The 19450-nt window shown below is 64.0% G+C and carries 16 protein-coding genes, 1 tRNA gene and 2 pseudogenes; 10 read left to right on the plus strand and 9 right to left on the minus strand.

The annotated features are described in order from the left end of the window. The first annotated feature begins 80 nt into the window (after positions 1–80). On the plus strand, positions 81–1400 hold the full coding sequence (locus KEC45_RS17615) for a homoserine dehydrogenase (RefSeq protein ID WP_062175949.1): 1320 nt from the start codon (positions 81–83) through the stop codon (positions 1398–1400). A gap of 55 nt (positions 1401–1455) precedes the next feature. After that, the gene (locus KEC45_RS17620; RefSeq protein WP_062175946.1) at positions 1456–2280 is read left to right on the plus strand and encodes a hypothetical protein; all 825 of its coding nucleotides are present in this window, start codon (positions 1456–1458) and stop codon (positions 2278–2280) included. Here the strand turns inward: KEC45_RS17620 and KEC45_RS17625 are convergent. After that, on the minus strand, positions 2277–2678 hold the full coding sequence (locus tag KEC45_RS17625; RefSeq protein WP_238586509.1) for a hypothetical protein: 402 nt from the start codon (positions 2676–2678) through the stop codon (positions 2277–2279). The two genes, KEC45_RS17620 and KEC45_RS17625, sit on opposite strands and share 4 nt — an antisense overlap. A 136-nt stretch (positions 2679–2814) precedes the next feature. Here KEC45_RS17625 and glpX point away from each other — a divergent pair, with 136 nt between their 5' ends. Continuing rightward, the gene (gene glpX, locus KEC45_RS17630; RefSeq protein ID WP_062175939.1) at positions 2815–3786 is read left to right on the plus strand and encodes a class II fructose-bisphosphatase; all 972 of its coding nucleotides are present in this window, start codon (positions 2815–2817) and stop codon (positions 3784–3786) included. Positions 3787–4022: 236 nt separating this feature from the next. Here glpX and KEC45_RS17635 read toward each other — a convergent pair whose 3' ends face one another. After that, a complete protein-coding gene (locus tag KEC45_RS17635) occupies positions 4023–4508 on the minus strand; it encodes an NAD(P)H-dependent oxidoreductase (RefSeq protein ID WP_062183208.1) in 486 nt (161 codons plus the stop codon). Between the two features lie 65 nt (positions 4509–4573). On the opposite strand from KEC45_RS17635, the gene KEC45_RS17640 reads away from it, so the two are divergent. The 6 genes from KEC45_RS17640 to KEC45_RS17665 all read left to right on the plus strand — a co-directional run bounded on the left by KEC45_RS17640 (position 4574) and on the right by KEC45_RS17665 (position 12650). After that, positions 4574–6535 carry an alkyl/aryl-sulfatase gene (locus KEC45_RS17640; RefSeq protein WP_062175937.1) on the plus strand — a complete coding sequence of 654 codons (1962 nt, stop codon included), beginning with the start codon at positions 4574–4576 and terminating at the stop codon, positions 6533–6535. A 202-nt stretch (positions 6536–6737) separates the two neighbouring features. After that, the gene (locus KEC45_RS17645) at positions 6738–7268 is read left to right on the plus strand and encodes a PH domain-containing protein (RefSeq protein ID WP_062183205.1); all 531 of its coding nucleotides are present in this window, start codon (positions 6738–6740) and stop codon (positions 7266–7268) included. Next, positions 7265–8782: a PH domain-containing protein gene (locus KEC45_RS17650; protein WP_062175934.1), complete on the plus strand. Its 1518-nt coding sequence runs from the start codon at positions 7265–7267 to the stop codon at positions 8780–8782. Before KEC45_RS17645 ends, KEC45_RS17650 begins: the two co-directional genes overlap by 4 nt. Further along, on the plus strand, positions 8779–10557 hold the full coding sequence (recJ, locus tag KEC45_RS17655) for a single-stranded-DNA-specific exonuclease RecJ (RefSeq protein ID WP_062175932.1): 1779 nt from the start codon (positions 8779–8781) through the stop codon (positions 10555–10557). The genes KEC45_RS17650 and recJ overlap by 4 nt, the downstream gene beginning before the upstream one ends. A 114-nt stretch (positions 10558–10671) precedes the next feature. After that, positions 10672–10747, plus strand: a tRNA-Glu gene (locus KEC45_RS17660). 88 nt (positions 10748–10835) lie between these two features. Then, positions 10836–12650, plus strand: a complete 1815-nt coding sequence (locus tag KEC45_RS17665) for a site-specific integrase (RefSeq protein ID WP_242774398.1) — start codon at positions 10836–10838, stop codon at positions 12648–12650. On the opposite strand, the gene KEC45_RS17670 is transcribed toward KEC45_RS17665, so the two are convergent. The 6 genes and pseudogenes from KEC45_RS17670 to KEC45_RS17695 form a co-directional block, all read right to left on the minus strand. Continuing rightward, the gene (locus tag KEC45_RS17670) at positions 12591–13070 is read right to left on the minus strand and encodes a phage integrase N-terminal SAM-like domain-containing protein (protein ID WP_242774396.1); all 480 of its coding nucleotides are present in this window, start codon (positions 13068–13070) and stop codon (positions 12591–12593) included. The genes KEC45_RS17665 and KEC45_RS17670 overlap by 60 nt on opposite strands. Positions 13071–13237: 167 nt before the next feature. Continuing rightward, positions 13238–13795 carry a hypothetical protein gene (locus tag KEC45_RS17675; RefSeq protein ID WP_242774387.1) on the minus strand — a complete coding sequence of 186 codons (558 nt, stop codon included), beginning with the start codon at positions 13793–13795 and terminating at the stop codon, positions 13238–13240. 61 nt (positions 13796–13856) lie between these two features. Then, positions 13857–15008 (minus strand): major royal jelly family protein, encoded by a 1152-nt coding sequence (locus tag KEC45_RS17680; RefSeq protein WP_242774385.1) that lies wholly within the window; start codon positions 15006–15008, stop codon positions 13857–13859. Then, positions 15005–15304: pseudogene (locus KEC45_RS17685) on the minus strand (tRNA-dihydrouridine synthase); the annotation flags it as partial. The pseudogene KEC45_RS17685 and the gene KEC45_RS17680, both read right to left, overlap by 4 nt. Further along, a pseudogene (locus KEC45_RS17690) lies at positions 15298–15387 on the minus strand (VOC family protein); the annotation flags it as partial. The pseudogenes KEC45_RS17690 and KEC45_RS17685, both read right to left, overlap by 7 nt. Beyond that, positions 15387–16196 carry a type 1 glutamine amidotransferase domain-containing protein gene (locus tag KEC45_RS17695; protein WP_242774383.1) on the minus strand — a complete coding sequence of 270 codons (810 nt, stop codon included), beginning with the start codon at positions 16194–16196 and terminating at the stop codon, positions 15387–15389. The pseudogene KEC45_RS17690 and the gene KEC45_RS17695, both read right to left, overlap by 1 nt. A gap of 96 nt (positions 16197–16292) precedes the next feature. On the opposite strand from KEC45_RS17695, the gene KEC45_RS17700 reads away from it, so the two are divergent. After that, entirely contained in the window at positions 16293–17171 is an 879-nt protein-coding gene (locus KEC45_RS17700) for a LysR family transcriptional regulator (protein WP_242774382.1), read from the plus strand. A 31-nt stretch (positions 17172–17202) separates the two neighbouring features. On the opposite strand, the gene KEC45_RS17705 is transcribed toward KEC45_RS17700, so the two are convergent. Beyond that, the gene (locus KEC45_RS17705; RefSeq protein ID WP_242774381.1) at positions 17203–19449 is read right to left on the minus strand and encodes an alpha-galactosidase; all 2247 of its coding nucleotides are present in this window, start codon (positions 19447–19449) and stop codon (positions 17203–17205) included. Position 19450: the final 1 nt, after the last annotated feature.

Genomic DNA, 19450 nt, shown 5'->3' on the forward strand with positions numbered 1-19450 from the left:
CAGGCTTGTTTCCGCGACAAAAGCCGATAGGGCGCTCGCAACGGCGGGGCGCAGCCCCGCGTCTATACGGAGTCCCCAGCATGTCGCCCTATTCCGCCCCGACCGCCCCCCGCCCGCCGCTGCGTGTCGCGCTGGCGGGTATTGGCGTCGTCGGCGGCGGGGTCGTGCGGCTGCTCGAAGCGAACCGCGACCTGATCGCGCGGCGCGCGGGTCGGCCGATCGAGATCGTCGCGCTGTCGGCGCGCGACCGGCACAAGGATCGCGGCGTCGACCTGTCGCCCTATCGCTGGGAAGACGATATGGATGCACTCGTTGCGGCCGACGATGTCGATGTCGTCGTCGAGATGATCGGCGGCGCCGATGGGCCGGCGCTGACGCTGGCGCGCCACACGCTCGGTGCGGGCAAGGCGCTGGTCACCGCGAACAAGGCGATGATCGCACATCATGGGCTCGACCTCGCGCGGCTGGCCGAGGAAAAGGACACCCCGCTGAAATATGAGGCCGCGGTCGCGGGCGGGATTCCCGTCATCAAGGCGATCCGCGAGGGCGCGTCGGCGAACGAGATCGCGCGCGTCTATGGCATCCTCAACGGCACCTGCAATTATATCCTGACGCAGATGGAGCGGAACGGCGCGAGCTTTGCCGATGCGCTGAGCGCTGCGCAGGCCGAGGGCTATGCCGAAGCCGACCCGACCTTCGACGTCGACGGAATCGACGCCGCGCATAAATTGTCGATCCTCGCGGCGCTCTGTTTCGGGACGCGGCTCGACATCGGCGCGGTGACCGCCGACGGGATCCGCGGGCTGATCGCCGCCGACATCCGCGAGGCCGAAGCCCTGGGGCATCGCGTCCGCCTGATCGGTATGGCCGAACGCGATTCGAATGGCCTCTATCAGCATGTCCAACCGTGCCTGGTGCCGGCCGACCACCCGCTCGCCTATGTTCCCGGGGCATTGAATGCCGTCGTCGCCGAGGGCAATTTCGTCGGCCGCCTCTTCTTCGAAGGCGCGGGCGCGGGCGCGGGACCGACGGCGTCGGCGATCGTCGCCGACATCATCGACATCGCGCGCGACGAATATGGCCCTGCCTTTGCGATGCCGGTCGATTCGCTCGACGCGGCGCCCGTCGCCGACGCGGGGGCGCGGATCGGCAAACATTATGTCCGCCTGATCGTCGAAGACCGGATCGGCGTGCTCGCAGAGATCGCGACGGCGATGCGCGACGCCGGCGTATCGATCGAAAGCCTGATCCAGCGCGGCAGCGACGACGACAGCGGCGTCGTGATCGTGCTCGTTACACATGAGGGTCCCGCCAGCACGATTCATGCTGCGCTCGATATTCTCGCCACTTCGGACCATGTCGTCGGCGCGCCGATGCATATGCCCATTTTGGCGCTTTGACCTGCTTGTAATCGCCTAGCCCCCTGTTACCCCTGACGAGGGGAATGGGGCGGATATGGATATCGAAATCAGACGGGGACTGGCCGAGGCGCGGACACTGGCGGTCGAGCATTGGCGACCGCTGCTCGCCTATATGCTGCTGGGCGTCGTACTGCCTTACCTGCTGCTCGCCAGCGAGCCGGTCCTCAGCATCGAGGTACTCGTCGCGCTGGCCCTCGTGCCCGAGGATTTCCGCTTTACCGGCTCGATTGTCGGCCCGCTCTACCTGCTCGGTATCTGTGCCGCACTGCTATGCGGCGCGATGCTCGCGCTGTGGCGCGCCATGCTCGCCGAGATTCGCGAGGGCTATGTCGCCGAAATCATGTACGGCATGGTTGCCGGCGCCGCCTATCTGATCGCCGGCCTGCTTTTCTATTATTTCCTGGGCTTCCTGCTGTCGCTGCCATTCCAGCTGACCGTCGGGGTCGAAGCGATGCGTGCCGAAGGCTCGCCGATCGCGATCGCGCGCCAGATCCTGCTGGCGCTGCTAAGCGCTTGGTTCAACGCCCGCCTTTGCCTGATCGGACCGATCATGGCCGAAGCGGGGAAGCTGGAACCGGTGACGGCTTTCGCCGAATCGTGGCGGCGGACCGCGCGCCGCCAATGGTCGCTCGCCGCGCTCTATCTGACATTCAATATCGTCGCCGCGATGCTGATCGGGCTCCTTTTCGCGTCGCACAGCTATCTGATCGTGAGCGGCGAAACGATGCGGATCGCTTCCATGGCGATGAGCAGCGTCTGGCTGATTTTCTGGTGCGGCTATTTCGCGGTCACCACGCTGGTCCCCGCAGGCTTGTATCGCGCGGCGAACACCGGAGTCCCGGCGGCGACCTTCGCCTAGGGTTCGTCCTCGGGCGTCGGCGGCGTCCCCGTCTCGGGATCGGTCGCGCGCTTCACCGCTTCATAGAGCGCATTATATTCGGGGCCGGGCTTCATCCGGCCGCCGATCGAAATCCAGCTATAGGGTAATTTGTCCCCCACCACTCCGTGCGCCTCGGCGCGCGGCAGCTTTGGTGGTGCCTCGCGGCCTTCGTTCGCGATCGCGCGCAGTTCGGGCGACAGGCGGTGGCGTTCGGTATCGGTGCCGCATACGTTGATCGAGCCGTCGTCGGCTGGTTTGCAGCGCTTGATCGGGTCGACCATTTCCTTTGCCCTGGCGGCGGCCTCGTCGGCTTTGGATTTGGTCGACGGCGGCGCCGGGGGCCCGACCATCTGGGCGCCGACGGAGGGCACCGTCATGCCAATGACACAGGCCGTCGCGAGAGCGGCTCCGAATCGGGCGAAGTATCCTCGACAAGCGACGCGGGCGACCATATGGCGCCCACCATGCCCGACCGGGGCGCCAAGGCAAGATCAAAGACGGAGAGCAGCAAACATGACGGATACCGGCAGCAACCTCGACCGGGTGCTCGTGCTCGAAATGGTGCGCGTCACCGAAGCCGCGGCGATCGCCGCCGCAAAGCTGATCGGACGCGGCGACGAGAAAGCCGCCGATGCCGCCGCCGTCGAAGCGATGCGCACGGCCTTCAACACGCTTTATATGGATGGCACCATTGTCATCGGCGAGGGCGAGCGCGACGAGGCACCAATGCTCTATATCGGCGAAAAGGTCGGCAACGCGCCGGGTAAGGGCCCCAAGATCGACATCGCGGTCGACCCGCTGGAAGGCACGACGATCACCGCCAAGGCCGGCCCCAACGCGCTCGCGGTGCTCGCGATCGCCGAGGAAGGCTGCCTGCTCAACGCCCCCGACGTTTATATGGACAAGCTCGCGGTCGGCGCAGGCTATTCGCCGAACATCGTCAATTTCGACAATAGCGTGCGCGAGAATGTCGAAGCCGTCGCGCGTGAAAAGGGGTGCAAGCCCGAACAGATCATCGTCTGCGTGCTCGACCGCCCGCGCCACGAGGCGATCATCGCCGAACTGCGCGCGATCGGTTGCGGCGTCGCGCTGATCCCCGACGGCGACGTCGCGGGCGTGATCGCAACGACGAATCCCGAAACCAACATCGACATCTATATGGGATCGGGCGGCGCGCCCGAGGGCGTGCTCGCCGCAGCGGCGCTGCGCTGCGTCGGCGGCCAGTTCAAGGGCCGCCTGCTGTTCCGCAACGACGACGAGCGGCTGCGCGCGAAAAAATGGGGCATCGAGGATCTCGACCGCGTCTATGACCTCGAAGATCTTGCCAAGGGCGACGTGATCTTTGCCGCGACCGGCGTCACCGACGGATCGCTTCTGCGCGGGGTCAAGCGCCGGCGCGATGGCATCATGACGACGGAGACGGTCGTGATGCGCGCCTCGTCGGGCACGGTGCGCTGGGTCAAGGGCGAGCATCGCGCGCACTGACGGGTTTCGAGCGAAAGCGGACCTCATCCGTCATCGTCACCCCGGACTTGATCCGGGGTCCCGCTATTTCGTGAAGCGGGCCAGTATGTTCGAAAAGCGGGATCCCGGGTCAAGCCCGGGATGACGAAGGGTGGCGATGTCCGTTCGCCACCCCCAGGACAACGCCCGGCACTTGACCTTCGCACCATCCTTGCCGTATTATTTCGATAATACAGCTTGGATAACCCATGGCATTGTCAGAAAATCCCCGCCGCCAGTCCCTCCGCCAGTGCGGCGCCAAGGTCGCGGGCTTCGGCGAGGCGATCCGGCGCGATCGTCTTGGGCGCGAGGATCGCTTCGGGGGTCTGCGCCGCTGTATTCACGATGACCGGTTCGGCGACGCGTTTCAGCCGCCAGCCGGTCGCGATGCGATCGAGCTGGCGCTGGGCGTTTTCGCCGTCGGACCCTGCGCAGATGATCGTCGCATAGGGGCGTCCCTCGATCCGGCCGAGGCACGGATAATAGCAGCGGTCGAACATCTCCTTCATCGCGCCCGACAGCGCCGCGAGATTTTCGGGGCCGACGAAAAGATAGCCGCCCGCCGCTTGCAACGCGTCGGACGTGACTTCGTCTGCGGCGACGAGCCTGGCAGTCCCCGCCCCCTCGGCCGCCGCACGCGCGAGCGCTTCGCTGCCGCCGGTACGGCTGTGCCAGACGATGAGCAGGTGCGGCGCGTCGGTCATGCGCCGATGCTTGCCAAGCACCGGCACGCGGCGCAAGCTGCCCCGACATATGGGGGAGATATGACATGCGCCGATTGACCGCCCTGCTGCTCGCGAGCAGCCTGCCCTTCACCGCCACTGCTCAGGATGCCGCCAGCGAAGCGACACGCGCGGCACAGGCCGAGATTGCGAAACGCCTGCCGCTGAGCGATCCGCGCGACGAGGCGAATGTGATGCGCGGCAAGCTGGCCGAAATCCCGGGCGGGGTGATCCAGAGTGCCGATGGCAAGACGGTATGGGACCGGCGGCCCTATGAATTTCTGAGCAAGGCCGAGGCACCCGATACGGTGAACCCGTCGCTGTGGCGGCAGGCGCGGCTGGATGCGGTACACGGATTGTTCGAGGTCGTGCCGGGCAAGATCTGGCAGGTCCGCGGCTACGATATTTCGGTGATGACGATCATTCGCGGCAAAAGCGGCTGGATCATCGTCGACCCCCTATTGTCGGAGGAAGCCGCGGCGGCGAGCTGGAAATTGTTCGCCGACACGGTCGAGGCGAAGAGCGGCAGGCTGCCGATCAGGGCGGTGATCTTTTCGCACAGCCACAGCGACCATTTCGGCGGCGTCGGCGGCATCGTCACCCCCGAACAGGTCAAGTCGCAAAAGATCCGCATCATCGCGCCGCACGGTTTTTCGGAGGAAGCGACGTCGGAAAATGTGCTCGCGGGCGGGGCGATGGGGCGCCGCGCGCTCTATATGTTCGGCGCGATCCTGCCGCCCGGAGAGAAGGGGCAGGTCGACACCGGCTTGGGACCCAAGCTGTCGTCGGGCACCGTCGGCTATATGGAGCCGACCGAGACCGTCGGCGAAAAGGGCGGGACGCTGACGATCGACGGGCTGGCCTTTGACTTCCTGGACGCGGGGAGCACCGAGGCGCCGTCGGAGTTCGTCTTCTATATCCCCGCCTATAAGGCCCTCCACACGACCGAGGTCGTGACGCACACGCTGCACAATGTGCTGACGTTGCGCGGGGCGCAGGTCCGCGATGCGCTGCACTGGTCGAAGGTGATCGACGCCATGCTGCTGAAATGGGGCGGCACGGCCGAGGTCGCGATGGCGTCGCACCATTGGCCGACGTGGGGCGCGGGCGAGGTGTCGTCGCTGCTGGCGAACCAGCGCGACGCATATCGCTATGTCCACGACCGTACGCTTTTCCTCGCGAACCGCGGTGCGACCTTGCACGAGCTTGCCGACCAGACCCCGGAAGCACCGGTACAGGGGCGCGATTTCGCGACGCGCGGCTATTATGGCACGCTCAACCACGACATGAAGGCGGTCTATCAGCGCTATTTCGGCTGGTGGGACGGCAATCCCGCCAACTTCAATCCGCTGCCGCCCGAGCAATCGGCGCCCAAATATGTCGCGCTCGCGGGCGGCGCGGACAAGCTGCTCGCGGCGGGACGCGAAGCGCTGAAGGCGGGCGATTACCGCTGGGCGGCGGAGCTATTGAACAAGCTCGTCTTTGCGCAGCCCGACAACAAGGACGCGCGTGCGGCGTTGGCTTCGGCCTATGACCAGATGGGCTATCAGGCCGAGTCCGGCGCCTGGCGGAACTATTATCTTGCCGCCGCAGCGAGCCTGCGCGGCAATGCCGTCGATGCGGCGACCGGCAACGGGCAGAGCCGCAGTTTCGTGAGCGCGATCCCGACCGCGGTGTTTTTCGATGCGCTGGCAGCACGTTTCGATGCCGCGAAGGGCAGCGCGGTCAAGGGAACGTTCCAGTTCGTGCTGCCCGACAGCAAGGAGACAGTCGCGGTGGTCGTCGGCGGCGGGGTCGAATTCCCGCGCTATGGCGTGACCGAGGCGGCGCCGACCGCGACGGTAACGATCGACCGCAAGATCCTGGACGAGGCGATGATGGGGCGCGCGCAATTCCCCGCGCTGATCCAGTCGGGCGCAATCAGGATCGACGGCGACCGCATGGCGTTCCTGTCGTGGTTCGCGCTGCATCCGCCCGCCGATCCCCGCTTCAATGTGGTTGTGCCTTAGAATCCATGACATCGCACATGTCCAAGCCGTTCGCATCGAGCCCTTCGACTGCCTTGCAAGCGCTCAGGATAAACTTCCGGCATTCGCCGGAAGTCGAGATGCCCATCGGGAGAGCACGACCTCACAGTGTCTCGACTTCGCTCGACACGAACGGAGAGATAAGTGGTTCAGTCTCGATCGATCACCCCCTAAAGGCCTTATGATGACCGACACCCCCGCCGCGCGCCCGACCGATCCTTTCGCCCCCGACGCGCTGAATGCCGCCGAGGGACTCGACCCGGTCGCGCCGGCCTATGCGCAGGTTTTGCGCGTCGCGACGGCGCTCAACCTGATCCCGCTCGCGATCGGCGCGAGCGTCTTCGACGCGCTGCTGATCCGGCACCTCGAGGGGCCGTATGGACTGATCACCGCGGCGGCGTGGCTGATCGCGATCGTCGTGATCGTCACCTTCCCGTCGCGCCGCGTGTCGCGCTGGGGATACAAGATCGGCGAGGGGCAGCTCCGCGTCGCGCGCGGCTGGCTGTTTCGCACCGACACGATCGTGCCGTTCGTGCGCGTCCAGCATATCGATGTGGGACAGGGGCCGATCGAGCGCTGGTTCGGGCTGTCGCACCTGATTGTCCACACATCGGGCACGCATAACAGTACGGTGACGCTGCCGGGGCTGCACAGCGACCTTGCCGCCGCCATGCGCGAGACGATCCGCCGCCATATCCAGACCGATTTCGCATGAGCGACGCCGCCGCCATAGCCATGAGCGAAGCCGAGCCGAACTGGCAGCGGCTGCACCCCGCGACGCTGGCGCTCGCCATCGTCGAACTGGGGCCGCGATCGCTGCAATTCCTGCCCGCGGTTGCGGCGCTGGGCTTTACCGGCAACTGGATCTGGATCGTCCCGTCGATCCTTGCCTTCATCCTGATCTCGCTGCTCGCCGCCTGGTTCCAGTGGCTCCGCTTCCGCTTCCTTGTCGGCGACGACGAGGTGGTGATCGAAAGCGGCGTCTTTTCCCGCCAGCACCGCACCATCCCCTTTGACCGAATCCAGGACGTCAGCATCGAGCAGGGCCTCGTCTCACGCGCGCTCGGTATCGCCAAGGTCGGGTTCGAGACAGGCGCGGGCGGCAAGGAGAATGACGCGAGCCTCGACGCGATCGCGCTGGATTCGGCGCAGGCGCTGCGCGCCACGATTCGCGCGCATCGCAGCGGCGAGGTCGCGGCGCCGACGACAGCCTCTGAGGCTTCCGAAGCGGCGCCCGCCGGCGAGGATCGGCTGCTGTTTGCGATGGGGCCGCGCCAGTTGCTCGTCGCGGGGCTGTTCAACTTCTCGCTCGCCGCGCTGGCCGTGGTCGGCGCAGGCATGCAGTTTTTCGACGGGCTGCTGCCGTTCGATTTCAACGTGTTCAACCCGATGGACTGGATCGATATCGCCGAGAATTACGGACTCGACCAATGGCTGCTCGCTCATCGCTGGATCGCGGGAGTCGGCGCGGCGCTGTCGCTGTTGCTGATCGGTTTCGCGAGCGGGATCGCGACGATGTTTTTCGCCAACTGGGATTTCCGCCTGACGCGCGAACCGCGCGCGTTGCGCCGCACGCGCGGCCTTACGACACGCACCGACGTCGCGGTGCCGGTGAAGCGGGTGCAGGCGGCGATCCTCGTCACCGGCTGGTTTCGCCAGCGTTTCGGCTGGCACGAGCTACGCCTGCAAAGCCTGGCCAGCGACGGAGAGAAGGAACGAGACCATCAGGTCGTCCCCTTTGCCAAGCTCGACGAAATCGATCCTGTGCTGGACGAGGTCGCGATTTTGCGCCCCGATGCCGCGCAATCATGGCAGCATAGCCACCGCATTGTCGCGCTGGGGCCGATCGTCGGCGCGGCGTGCGCAACGATCGGCGGCGGCGTCGCGCTCTACCTGGGCAATGACGTCGGCTGGCTCGCGCTCATCGCAGCGCCGCTCATCGCGCTCATCGCCTTCTGGGCCGCGCGCTTCCACCGCTGGGCCGACCTTGGCGAGCAGATTGCGATCCGTCGCGGCGCATGGAAACCCAAGATGACCTTGCTGCCGCACGCGTCGGTGCAGAGCGTCGACCTCAAGAGCGATTTCATCCTCCGCCCACTCGGCCTGGCGACCCTGGTGTTCGGAGTGCCCGGCGGCAGTTCGCTCGCGACGCACGAGATTCCCGCGATCCCGGCGGCGATCGCGCAGGACCTTCGCACGCGCATCCTCGCCGCGAGGACGCGGCGATGAGCGACACCGCAAGCAGCCTGGCTTTGGGCATCACGCATTCGATCAAGGGCCAGCCCTGGCATTGGCGGCGCGCGAGCGCCGACATGGCGTCGGAGAATCTCGCGCCCGACGATCTCGTCACGCAATTGCTGCTCGCGCGCGGGGTGGCACGGGGCGATCTCGACCGGCAGCGGACGCCGACCTTGCGCGGCTTCATGCCCGACCCGTCGTTGTTCCGCGACATGGACGCCGCCGCCGCGCGGCTTGCCGATGCGGTCGAGCGCAAGGAAGCGGTGACGATCTTCGGCGACTATGACGTCGACGGCGCGACCTCGGCCGCCTTGCTCGTGCGGCTGCTGCGCGGCCTCGGGCTTCCGGTCGGCGCCTATATCCCCGACCGGTTGATGGAGGGATATGGCCCCTCCGGCGCCGCGCTGGTGAAAATCGGCGAGGCGGGATCGAAGCTTGTCGTCACGGTCGACTGCGGCGCGCAGGCATTTGATGCGATTTCGGAGGCGAAGGCGGCGGGGGTCGAGGTGATCGTCGTCGACCATCACCAATGCGCGACGACCCTCCCCGAAGCCTTTGCGCTGGTGAACCCCAACCGGCTCGACGAAGAGCCCGATGCCGCGATCCACGGTAATCTGGCGGCGGTCGGCGTCGCCTTCCTGCTCGGCGCGGCGGTGCTCCGCACCTTGCGCGCGCGCGGTTTCTTTAGCGGCCGCAACGAACCGGCGCTGATCGATCTGCTCGATCTTGTCGCGCTGGGCACCGTCGCCGACGTCGCGCGGCTCACCGGTTTCAACCGCGCGCTGGTGACGCAGGGGCTGAAGGTGATGGCGCGGCGCGGCAACACGGGCCTTGCGGCGCTGATGGACGCCGCGCGCCTGACCAAACCGCCAAGCGCGAGCGACATGGGCTTTGCGCTCGGCCCGCGGATCAACGCCGGCGGGCGCGTCGGCAAATCCGACCTTGGCGTGCGGTTGCTCACCACCAGCGACCCGCAGGAAGCGGCCGATATCGCGCTCGAACTCAACCGGCTGAACGAGGAAAGGCGTGCGATCGAAGCTGCCGTGCTCGAACAGGCGATCGAAGCAAGCGCAGGGTGCGGCAACGCTCCTGTCGCGATCGTCGCGGGCGAGGGCTGGCATCCCGGCGTGATCGGCATCGTCGCCGGGCGCCTCAAGGAACGCCTCCACCGCCCCGCGATCGTCATTGCCGTCGACGACGACGGCATCGGCAAGGGATCGGGACGCTCGATCAACGGCGTCGACCTTGGCGCCGCGATCCTCGCCGCGAAAGAAACCGGCCTGCTCGTCGCGGGCGGCGGCCATGCGATGGCGGCCGGCCTCACCGTCGCTGCGGACAAGGTCGATGCGCTTGGCGCTTTCCTCAACGATCGCCTCGCCGCCGATGTCGAGCGCGCGAGCGGCGACAAGTCGCTGCTGATCGACGCGGTGCTCGCGCCGCGCGGCATCAATCCTTTGTGGTGCGATGCCATCGAAAGCGCGGGCCCCTATGGCGCCGGCTGGCCCGCACCGCGCGTTGCGACGGGGCCGGTTCGAATCGTCGAATCGGGGATCGTCGGCACCGACCATGTCCGCCTGATCGTGTCGGGCGACGACGGCGCACGGTTCAAGGCGGTCGCATTCCGCAGCGCCGAAACCGAATTGGGGCAAGCGCTGCTCCACGCACGCGGCCGCAAATTATGGCTGGCGGGGCGCGCGAAACGCGACGATTGGGGCAGTCGCCCGGCCGCCGAACTGCATCTGGAGGACGCCGCGTGGGCCGATTAGCGGCCGACCAGGAGCGTAGCGGGGGCGGACCGGCACGCTGCGGCGCAATATTTTTACGTGGCGCGCTTGACCCTATGGACATGCGAGTCTAATGCGCCGCTTCACCGATCAGACGGCCCCTTCGTCTAGCGGTCTAGGACGTCGCCCTTTCACGGCGAAAACACGGGTTCGAGTCCCGTAGGGGTCACCAAATCGCCGCAAAGGCGCAGAAGTCTCGGTTTTCTGTTCGTTAGTGACTCGGTGGGTACACCAAATGAGTACACAAAGGACGAACAATCATGAATCCGAAGGGACTCTGGCGCGATCCACGCAGCGGCATTTTTTATCTTCGCCGCCGTATCCCGCTGCCGTTGCAAAGCGCCTTCGCTTGCGGCCAACTTTACAAGGTAAGCCTCGGCACCGCCGATCAGCGCCATGCCGAACGCAAGCTGGCGATTGCCAATGGTGAATATGAGCAGAAGTGCGAACAATTTCGCGACGCGCTCGCAAACGACGCTCCAAGATCCTTCACTTCCGACGAGGCGCGTGTCTTGGTTGACCGCCTCCTCACCGCCAGGTCCGCTACCGGGTTTGCGAGCGGCGGTATGGATGTCGCTTTCTTGCTCAAGGAGCTCGACGACGCCGTCGCGGACCAATCGGGAGACCATCGGGCCACCGCACAAGACATGAGTCCAACCGAATGGATCGCTTATCGCAAGAGGTTGGCGGGAAGCGACGCCGACGATGAGTTTTCTCCCGAAACACTCGCTCGGATCGAGGCTCACCATGCTTCGGTCCATCGCGACCTTGGCGATCTGTGGTTCAGTTTTCAGAAACGGGTACCGCACCGCCGTTGGCGCCCCCTGCTCAGCTTCGCCGTCGCGAAAATAAAGCGTGAACTAAAACTACCCGAGGAGGCGAATCGCGGGATCGACGAACCGCTCGCCGATGCACTGGCCGATGCGCTGGGTTCGCCGCAAGTCCGCGAACAAGTTCCCGTACTCCCCTCGGCCCGGCGCCGCGCAAATTCGAGCCGGCTCCAACCGGACATGAAGCTCGACGCCCTCGAGGCGAAATGGATCGCGGCGCGCAAGCCGACGCCGAAGGCGCAGGCCGCGACGAAAACGGCCGTACGCTATTTCAAAAGCTATATCGGCGATGTCGGCATCGGCGAAATCACGCCCAACGATCTGTTCGAATTTCGTGACGCGATAGCGGTGCTGCCAAAAAGTATGCCGCGAGTGCATCGCATGATGGAGTTTGTCGACATTCATGCGCTCTATGCGGACAGATCGGGCGTAGACCGCATATCCCCGCAATCGATCAAAAAATATCTCGGCGCGGTCCAAGCCCTCCTCGGGTTCGCTTTCCAGGAGCGCTTCATCCCTGCGAACACCGCCGCCGGTATCAAAGTCGAAGGATACACAAAAAAGAGCACGCGGCGCCCATTTACCAAGGACGAACTCGCTCAGCTATTTGCGGCCAAGCTGTTCACCGCGGCTTGGTCTCACCCTCTGAGCAAGTCAAAGGTCTCCGATTCGACGCTGCGCTGGTTGTTCCTGCTCGGGCTTTGCACGGGCGCTCGAATTGAGGAACTTGGTCAGATATTGCTCGCGGACATCAAGTCCGAGCAAGGGATCCCTTATATCGACGTCACGGACTACGTCATGGACGAGATTGACGAGCGCAAACGGGTGAAGACCGACGGTTCTATTCGCGTGATACCGCTCCATCCCAAACTGATAGCGCTCGGGTTTCTCGACTACGTCCAACGGATGCGGTCAAGCGGAGCAGTCCGGCTTTTTCCTGACCTCGAGGCTGATTCGCTGGGCGTAAAGACCAAGGAGGCGAGCCGCCGCGCCAACCGCCTAATCGACAATGCCGTCGGCGACGACCCGCGCCTCGTGTTTTATAGTTTCCGACACAGCTTCAAGGATCTCTGCCGCGACGCCAACATTCCCAAGGACGTGCACGACCAGCTTATGGGGCATTCGCCCGCAGATGTGGGCGGAGGCTACGGTTTGGGACGGGCGATCGGCAATCTTGCAGCCCACCTAAAGCGAGTTCGGTTCTTTTTCATCGATTGGGATTCGATTAATGTTGCTGCCAAATAAGCGAACCGCTGTCCGGCTACTGTTCGGCCTGAGCTGGCCGTAAGCGGTCTGTAGGCTATCGTTGAGAGTTTCAGACGCCGCCGGCGTCGGAAAGTCCTCAATGCCCGAACCGCAAGGGTCATGCGCTGAGCTACGCGCGAGATCGGAGCGGTCGAGGGTGTGCATGAAGAAAAACCTAGGCGCGCCGACGATGCTGTTCATCGTTGGCGCCCACACGCCCGACTGGTGCTGCTCGAACTGAAACTGCCGGATATCCTCGGTGCTCGCGGTGTGGGGCGAGCGACGCAGCCAAGTTGCGAACCGTCCGACGTCGAGAAGATAGTTACGCTGCGTCTCCGGAGAGAACCCGCGCAAGGTCATATTGTCGATCAGGCACTGGCTCAGCGGGCTGATCGCGTCAATCTGGATAAGCTCGTCCATCGTTCGACTCCTCAGTCGATGGAGCCGAAAGGGTCTACCTACGGCACTCGACGTTCAATGAGGTGTGGCGCCCGCTCGACGGCTTTACGTCGAGAACCGAGCCAATCTGCCGAGCGGTTCGTGCATCAGCGATCTCGCCCCGTTTTCCGCCGTATCACCTTCGAAGGTCAGAACTTGCAAACTCGAGAGAGCACCCGCCACAGCCCGGCAAACCGGTTGCCATGGCGCAGATCCTTGGCGAGGCGCATCAGGACCCCCGGGAAGCCCAATACGGGGATTGCCTCCTCTATGGCGACCACCTGTTTGCGGGCAACGCCATGCCGAACCATGCCAATGCTTGCGTCGATCCAGTCGGCCTTGCGCGCGGCGTTCACGATCTCGGCGTCTGGCCCCGCGAACGATAGCAGCTTGTGATGCCAGTGTATGATGTTGGCCACGAGTGTGGGATCGAGATGTGGCGCGTGCTGGGTTCGCACGCGCTCGGCCACTGCTTCCGACGGCTCCAGATAAGCCAGTTCGTGATCGGTCCACATGCCGACGTCGTGGAAAACAAGTGCAAATGCGATATGTTCGCGCCCCCTCGGATCGTCGCCGAGGAAGTGCGCTGCGTAACTCAGAGCCCGGTAAATGTGGTTGCGGTATGCGGCAAAGTCTGTGCCGACCGCGTCGGCAATTTGCGGCAGATAGCGCTCGACCGTAGGGTCAGAGACAATTGGCTCAACCATAGAAGGTCTCCATTGGGAAGGCCGGGCAGGCGCGATGTCGAGCCTGCTCGGTCGGATGGGATCACTTCGAGCGCAACAGGACGGGACCGGCGCCCACCCTGATGCGCAGCAGTTCATAGGGCTTGCGGCGCAGGTCCCGCCCGCCGTGGAAGCCGGGCTGGCGGTGGAGCTGGTTGGCGGTGAAGTAGAGATAGCCGTTGGTACCGATCGACAGCGTGTCGGGCCAGCTGATGCGCGGGTCGCTGACCAGCGTCGACCAACGGCCTTGGTCGAGCACGCGGATCGCGTTGTTCTCGTAGTCGCCGGCGAACACGCGGCCCCGGTCGTCTTCGGCGATCCCGTCCGAAGCACCCTTGCGCCCCATGCTACGAACGGCGCGGCCGAGTTCTTCCTCAGACACCGCGGGATCCCGCAGCATGGCCGTGGGGACCGCGTGCAGCGTGCGGCCAGATAACGGGCCGTAATAGAGTAGGCTGCCGTCGGCGCTAAGCCCGATCGCGTCACTCGCCACTGCGAACGGCGTCGCGGGTCCATCGGCCGGGCGGTTCATCAGCACCGCGCCGTCGGCGGTCGGGGTGAAGCCGGGCTCGGGATTGGTAGTCGCATGGTTCGACAGGCGGCGGATCGCACGCCCGCTGGCGATGTCGACGACGATGATGCCGCCGACGCCCGTGTTGCTGCTGTCGGTGATGTAGGCGACGCCCTCAGCGCCCGTGCGAAGATCGAAGCGCACATCGTTGAGATAGGTCGTGGACAGCACGACGCTGGGCGGCAGGACGATTGTCTTCACCACTCGGTTGGTCGCGAGGTCGATCGCCACCAGTTTTGCACCGCCAACTTGCGGCTGCGAGAAGTTGGGCGCCGCCGTATCGAGCACCCAGAGGCGATTGGCGCCGTCGGCAACCACGCTCTGCACCGAGATAAAATGCCCTGCCGGATCGGCCGCATCGGGACGGTTAGTCGCGGCGTCGGGATAGGGCACCGCCCTGCCATTGACCAGCTCGGCCACCGTGAACGGCGCGTTGTCGCCCCATTGCGGGAAGTTGACGAAGATGCGCCCATTGGGGGCGACGGTCACGCCAGTCGGCATCGCGCCATCGAAGGTCGCGACCTGTTCGATCCGGGGCGCGGATGCACCCTCGCGGGTTGTCGCGCAGGCGGCGAGCGAGAGGACCGCGCCAGCGGCCAGAAGCAGTTTGACGGACGTTTTCATGGTGTCATTTCCTTGAGGATGTGGCCCGCTTCGTGGGGCTCGGACCGGAGATATTGTGGCGCCGCGCTGACCGATGCGCCCAGCGCAGCGGCGGCGTGCCAAGGCCAGCGCGGATCCCATAGGGCAGCGCGAGCTATGGCTATTGCGTCCGCATGCCCGTCTTCAAGGATGCGTTCCGCCTGATGCGGATCGTTAATCATGCCGACGGCGATGACAGGTATGGCGACCGCGTCCTTGACCGTCCGGGCCAGCGGCACCTGATAGCCAGGACCGACCGGGATGTGCTGGCGCGGGTCTCCTTGAGACCCAGCAGCGTGAAAAACCGCACCGCCGCCTCGGGATCGGCGACGCGCAGCATCGTGTGGAGATAACGCACGATCAGGCCACCTTTTCCTTGAGGGCTTCCATCACAAGCTCCGCGGTGCGGGTTGCGCTGGCGGGATTCTGGCCAGTTACCAAATTGCCGTCGCGCAGAGCGAACGGAGCAAAGTCCGGGCCGCCATCATGCTTGCCGCCCAGTTCCTTAAGGCGCGTTTCAAGGAGGAACGGTACCGCCTGATCGAGGCCGACTGCACGCTCCTCGCTGTCAGTGAAGCCTGCAACACGGCGACCAGCCACGAAGGGCGTGCCGTCGGCCTTCTTCGCCGAGACCAGGCCCGCCGGTCCATGGCAGACGGCGGCGACGATCTTGCCCTCGCGGTCGAAGCGTTCGACCATCCGCGCCAGTTCGTCGCTGCCGGGATAATCGAACATGGTGCCGTGGCCGCCGGGCAGGAACAGCGCGTCGTAGCCAGCGGGATCGATGCTGGTGAATACAGGGGTGCTGGCAACCTCAGCCTTCAGCGCTTCGTCCTTAAGATAGCGTTCGACCGAGGCGTCGTTCTCGCCGTCTGCGTTCACGCTGCGCTGATCGACTGGGACGGCGCCGCCCTTGATCGAGGCCAGCGTCACTTCGGCGCCGGCATCGCGGAATGCATAATACGGCGTAGTCAGTTCTTCCAGCCAAACGCCCGTCGGTTCAGTCCCCGGAGTCATTCGGTCGGCGGAGGTGGTCACCATGAGTATGCGATTCATCGTCAGATTTCCTTTTCCTTTGATGTAGCGAGGACGGGCGAGCGCGCTCGGTGTGACCGCGCCCGCCACAATTGCGGCGGTGAGTGTCTTCAGAAGCTGGCGGCGATCGGGCATTCATCCGTTCATTTCGACGGCCAAGATACGCGCTGCCCGGCATCATGAAATCCAATTGAAATTGCGATCAGCCATAAATCTTCTTATGGAACGAGAATGTCCTTGTTGCAGTTGCGCACATTCGTCGAAGTCTATCGCTGTCGCTCGCTCACCGAAGCGGCTCGGGCGATCGGCATTACCCAACCGGCCGCGTCGCAGCATATCGCCTCGCTAGAAGCGCAATTGGGTCACCCCTTGTTCGATCGCCATTCGCGCGGCGTTTGGCCGACAGCGATTGCCGACGATCTCGCGGCTTCGATCGGAAGCAGTCTCGACACGGCGGAAGTGGCGCTGGCCACCGCTCGGGCCCGATCTTCGCGCATTTCGGGCACGGTTCATATTGCCGCTCCTTCGGATCTTCTGGGCGAGATGATCACGCCGCGACTGGCGCCGCTGCTGGACGTAGGCCTTGACCTACGCCTTCATATCGGCGGGCGCGACGCGCTCTATTCCATGTTGATCGAGGATAAGGTGCATCTCGCCGTGACCGCCTCGCAGCCCGATGATCCGCGACTGGCCTTTCAAGTGCTGGGCAAGGAGCGTTTGCGTGCTGTCGCATCGCCTGCGGTAGCCGAACGAATAGCGGACGGACCCTTGGACGACACCCTAAACCGAATGTCGCATCTGGCTTATGATCTCGATCGGCCGCTGCTGCGCACATGGCTAGAAGCAAACCAGATCGAGTTGACGCGTCAACCCGGATTAACTGCGCCCGACCTTCGGGTGCTTCGCTCAGGGTTGTGCGCAGGGCTCGGCTGGTCGGTTCTGCCCGCCTATCTCACTCGTGCCGAACGCGCCGCCTGCACGCTCGTTGAGATAACGGCCCCGATCACCGTGCCACATAACACATTCTATTTGGTATGGGCCCGCTCATCGCTGCGCCATCCACGCGTGGCAATAGCACGCGACGCGTTGATTGCGGCGCTTCGAAATTGAGTTTGGTTGGATAGCGAACCGTAGTTTCCGTTTAAGCGACCCGCTCTAGCGAAATTAACCAAGCAGTCTCGGCTCCCGACATTGGAAGCAGGATACCTCGTTGCAAGAGCTCCTGACCGGATTTCACCGTACCGGAATGCCATAATTCGGGTTGAGCGACCGACGCATCGCTTGGTGGCGACCCGGGAAGCAGAAGGCGAATATGATAGCTCGCCGAGGGATCCAAGCCGCGCAGCCTTGCCGGCGGGGATGAATAATAATCGGTGAACTTCGTTTGCGCCACTAATGCCAAGCCACGTGCCCCCGACAACGCAAGGTACCCAAACGCACCTGGCAGGTTCTCAACTGTCCGGGTAATGGTACCACGATGGATAACGTCCCTCCATTCTTTGTAGAGCGCAATATGCGCCGCGAGCGACGCCCTATCCGATGTCGACATTGAGGCCGGATTAGCCTCTACGCCCATATGACCAAACATTGCGACCTTCGCCCGGAAATCCATTGGCAAGCAGCGTCCGGTTATTGGATTTGGGTTCGGCCCCACATGATTGCCGGTGGCGCCAAGCGGCAGAAAATCGAACCACGCTGAGTTGATGCGAAGCCGTTCAATCGCATCATTGTTGTCGCTGGCCCAATATCGCGCGCAGCGGCGGAGGATTTCGTAATCGACCCGGCCTCCGCCACTGGCACAGGTCTCGATCTCAACATCCGGATGCGCGGCCCTGACCCGATCGAGCAATGCGTAAAGTGCTATAACCTGCGCGTGCCCTTTTCCTGCCAGCGGAAACAATTCGCGATTATGATCCCATTTCAAATAGGATATTTCGTTTTCCGACAGGAGCGTATCGAGGCGCTCATAGACGTAATTGCTGACTTCGCTTTTCGTGAGGTCGAGAACGAGCTGATTGCGCTGGGTGGGGCGTTCTTGCCCGGCAATGTGGATACACCAGTCCGGATAGTGGCGATAAAGATCGCTTGTTGGACTGACCATTTCGGGCTCGACCCACAAACCAAAATCGAGACCGAGGCCACGAACATGATCGGCAAGGGGTTTTAACCCTGCCGGGAATATATCGGGGTCCGCGATCCAATCGCCTAGGCTGGTGCGGTCGTTGCGTCTGCCCTTGAACCAACCGTCATCCACGACAAAACGCTCAACCCCGATCGCTGCTGCTGAGTCGGCCAGCTGGGTCAGCTTCGGCATATCCATCGCAAATCCCAAGGCTTCCCAACTGTTGAGATGGACCTTGCGCGGCGATCGACTGCTGCTGTTCGGCAACACCTCCGAATTGGCATGGCGATGAAAAGCATGACGTGTCGCCATCACGCCCACATTGCTCACGGTGAACAGGGCGCGCGGCGTGTCCCAGTTCTGCCCCGGAGGAACCATGATTTCGCCGGGGTCGAGCCGGACCCCCATCATCAGCATAGCGCGGCCGTCAGCATTGCACTCCACGCTCAGCCGATAATCTCCACTCCACGCAAAATGAGAAGAAATCGCATGCCCATGGTCTTCGCCAAGATCGGCGGATTCAATCCGTATCCAGTTGCCACCACCAAAGCCTGGTCGCCCGCCATAGGATGCGCTTGCAATTCCCCCGTCGGCGAGCCTGACGCGCGTTTGCTGCATCTCCGCAGCCCAGCGGCCGGAATATCGGGTCGCGTGACTGGCCCAGCTTGGCAGGGGAAGCGCAAGCGAAGCAAGGTCGAGGACGTCAACCGGCTCGCGACCGAAATTGGTCAGGCGGGCGCGCGCTTCAATCACCCCCGAACTCAAAATCCGCCAAGACACCTCGATACCGATACCATTCGCCTCATCACGATGGATGAACAGAAGCGACGAGGGAGATTGTAAGACTTCGACCAGACGCAGATGCAAAGGCAGCAAAGTTCCGCAGCGCATCAAGCCCACGGCGGGCGTAGAAGAGTAGCCCCATCCTGTTTGCGGCAAGATGGAAAACGGCGCGGGTTCATCGGGCTGTGAGGGTCGCCGTCCTTGCCGAACGCTGTTGCAAAGGGCCAGTAAATCCTGGTCCACTGGCAGTGGCTCACCGAGCCACACGAGTTCGGCGGCGCCTCGGCGCAAATCGAATATCATCGAGTGGGCAGATCGATCGAGGCGGACAGCTGGCGGCAGGTTGCTCATGACCGTCACATCGCGCTTATTGCATAGATCGTCAATAATGCTAAATGCGCTTTCCACGGTGCGCAGGCGTTCATGGTCAACGTCATGATCAGGTTGCCGATATTTGTGCTCGATCGCTGCAAGGAATAGCAAT

The organism is Sphingopyxis sp. USTB-05, from assembly GCF_023822045.1.
GTDB lineage: Bacteria > Pseudomonadota > Alphaproteobacteria > Sphingomonadales > Sphingomonadaceae > Sphingopyxis.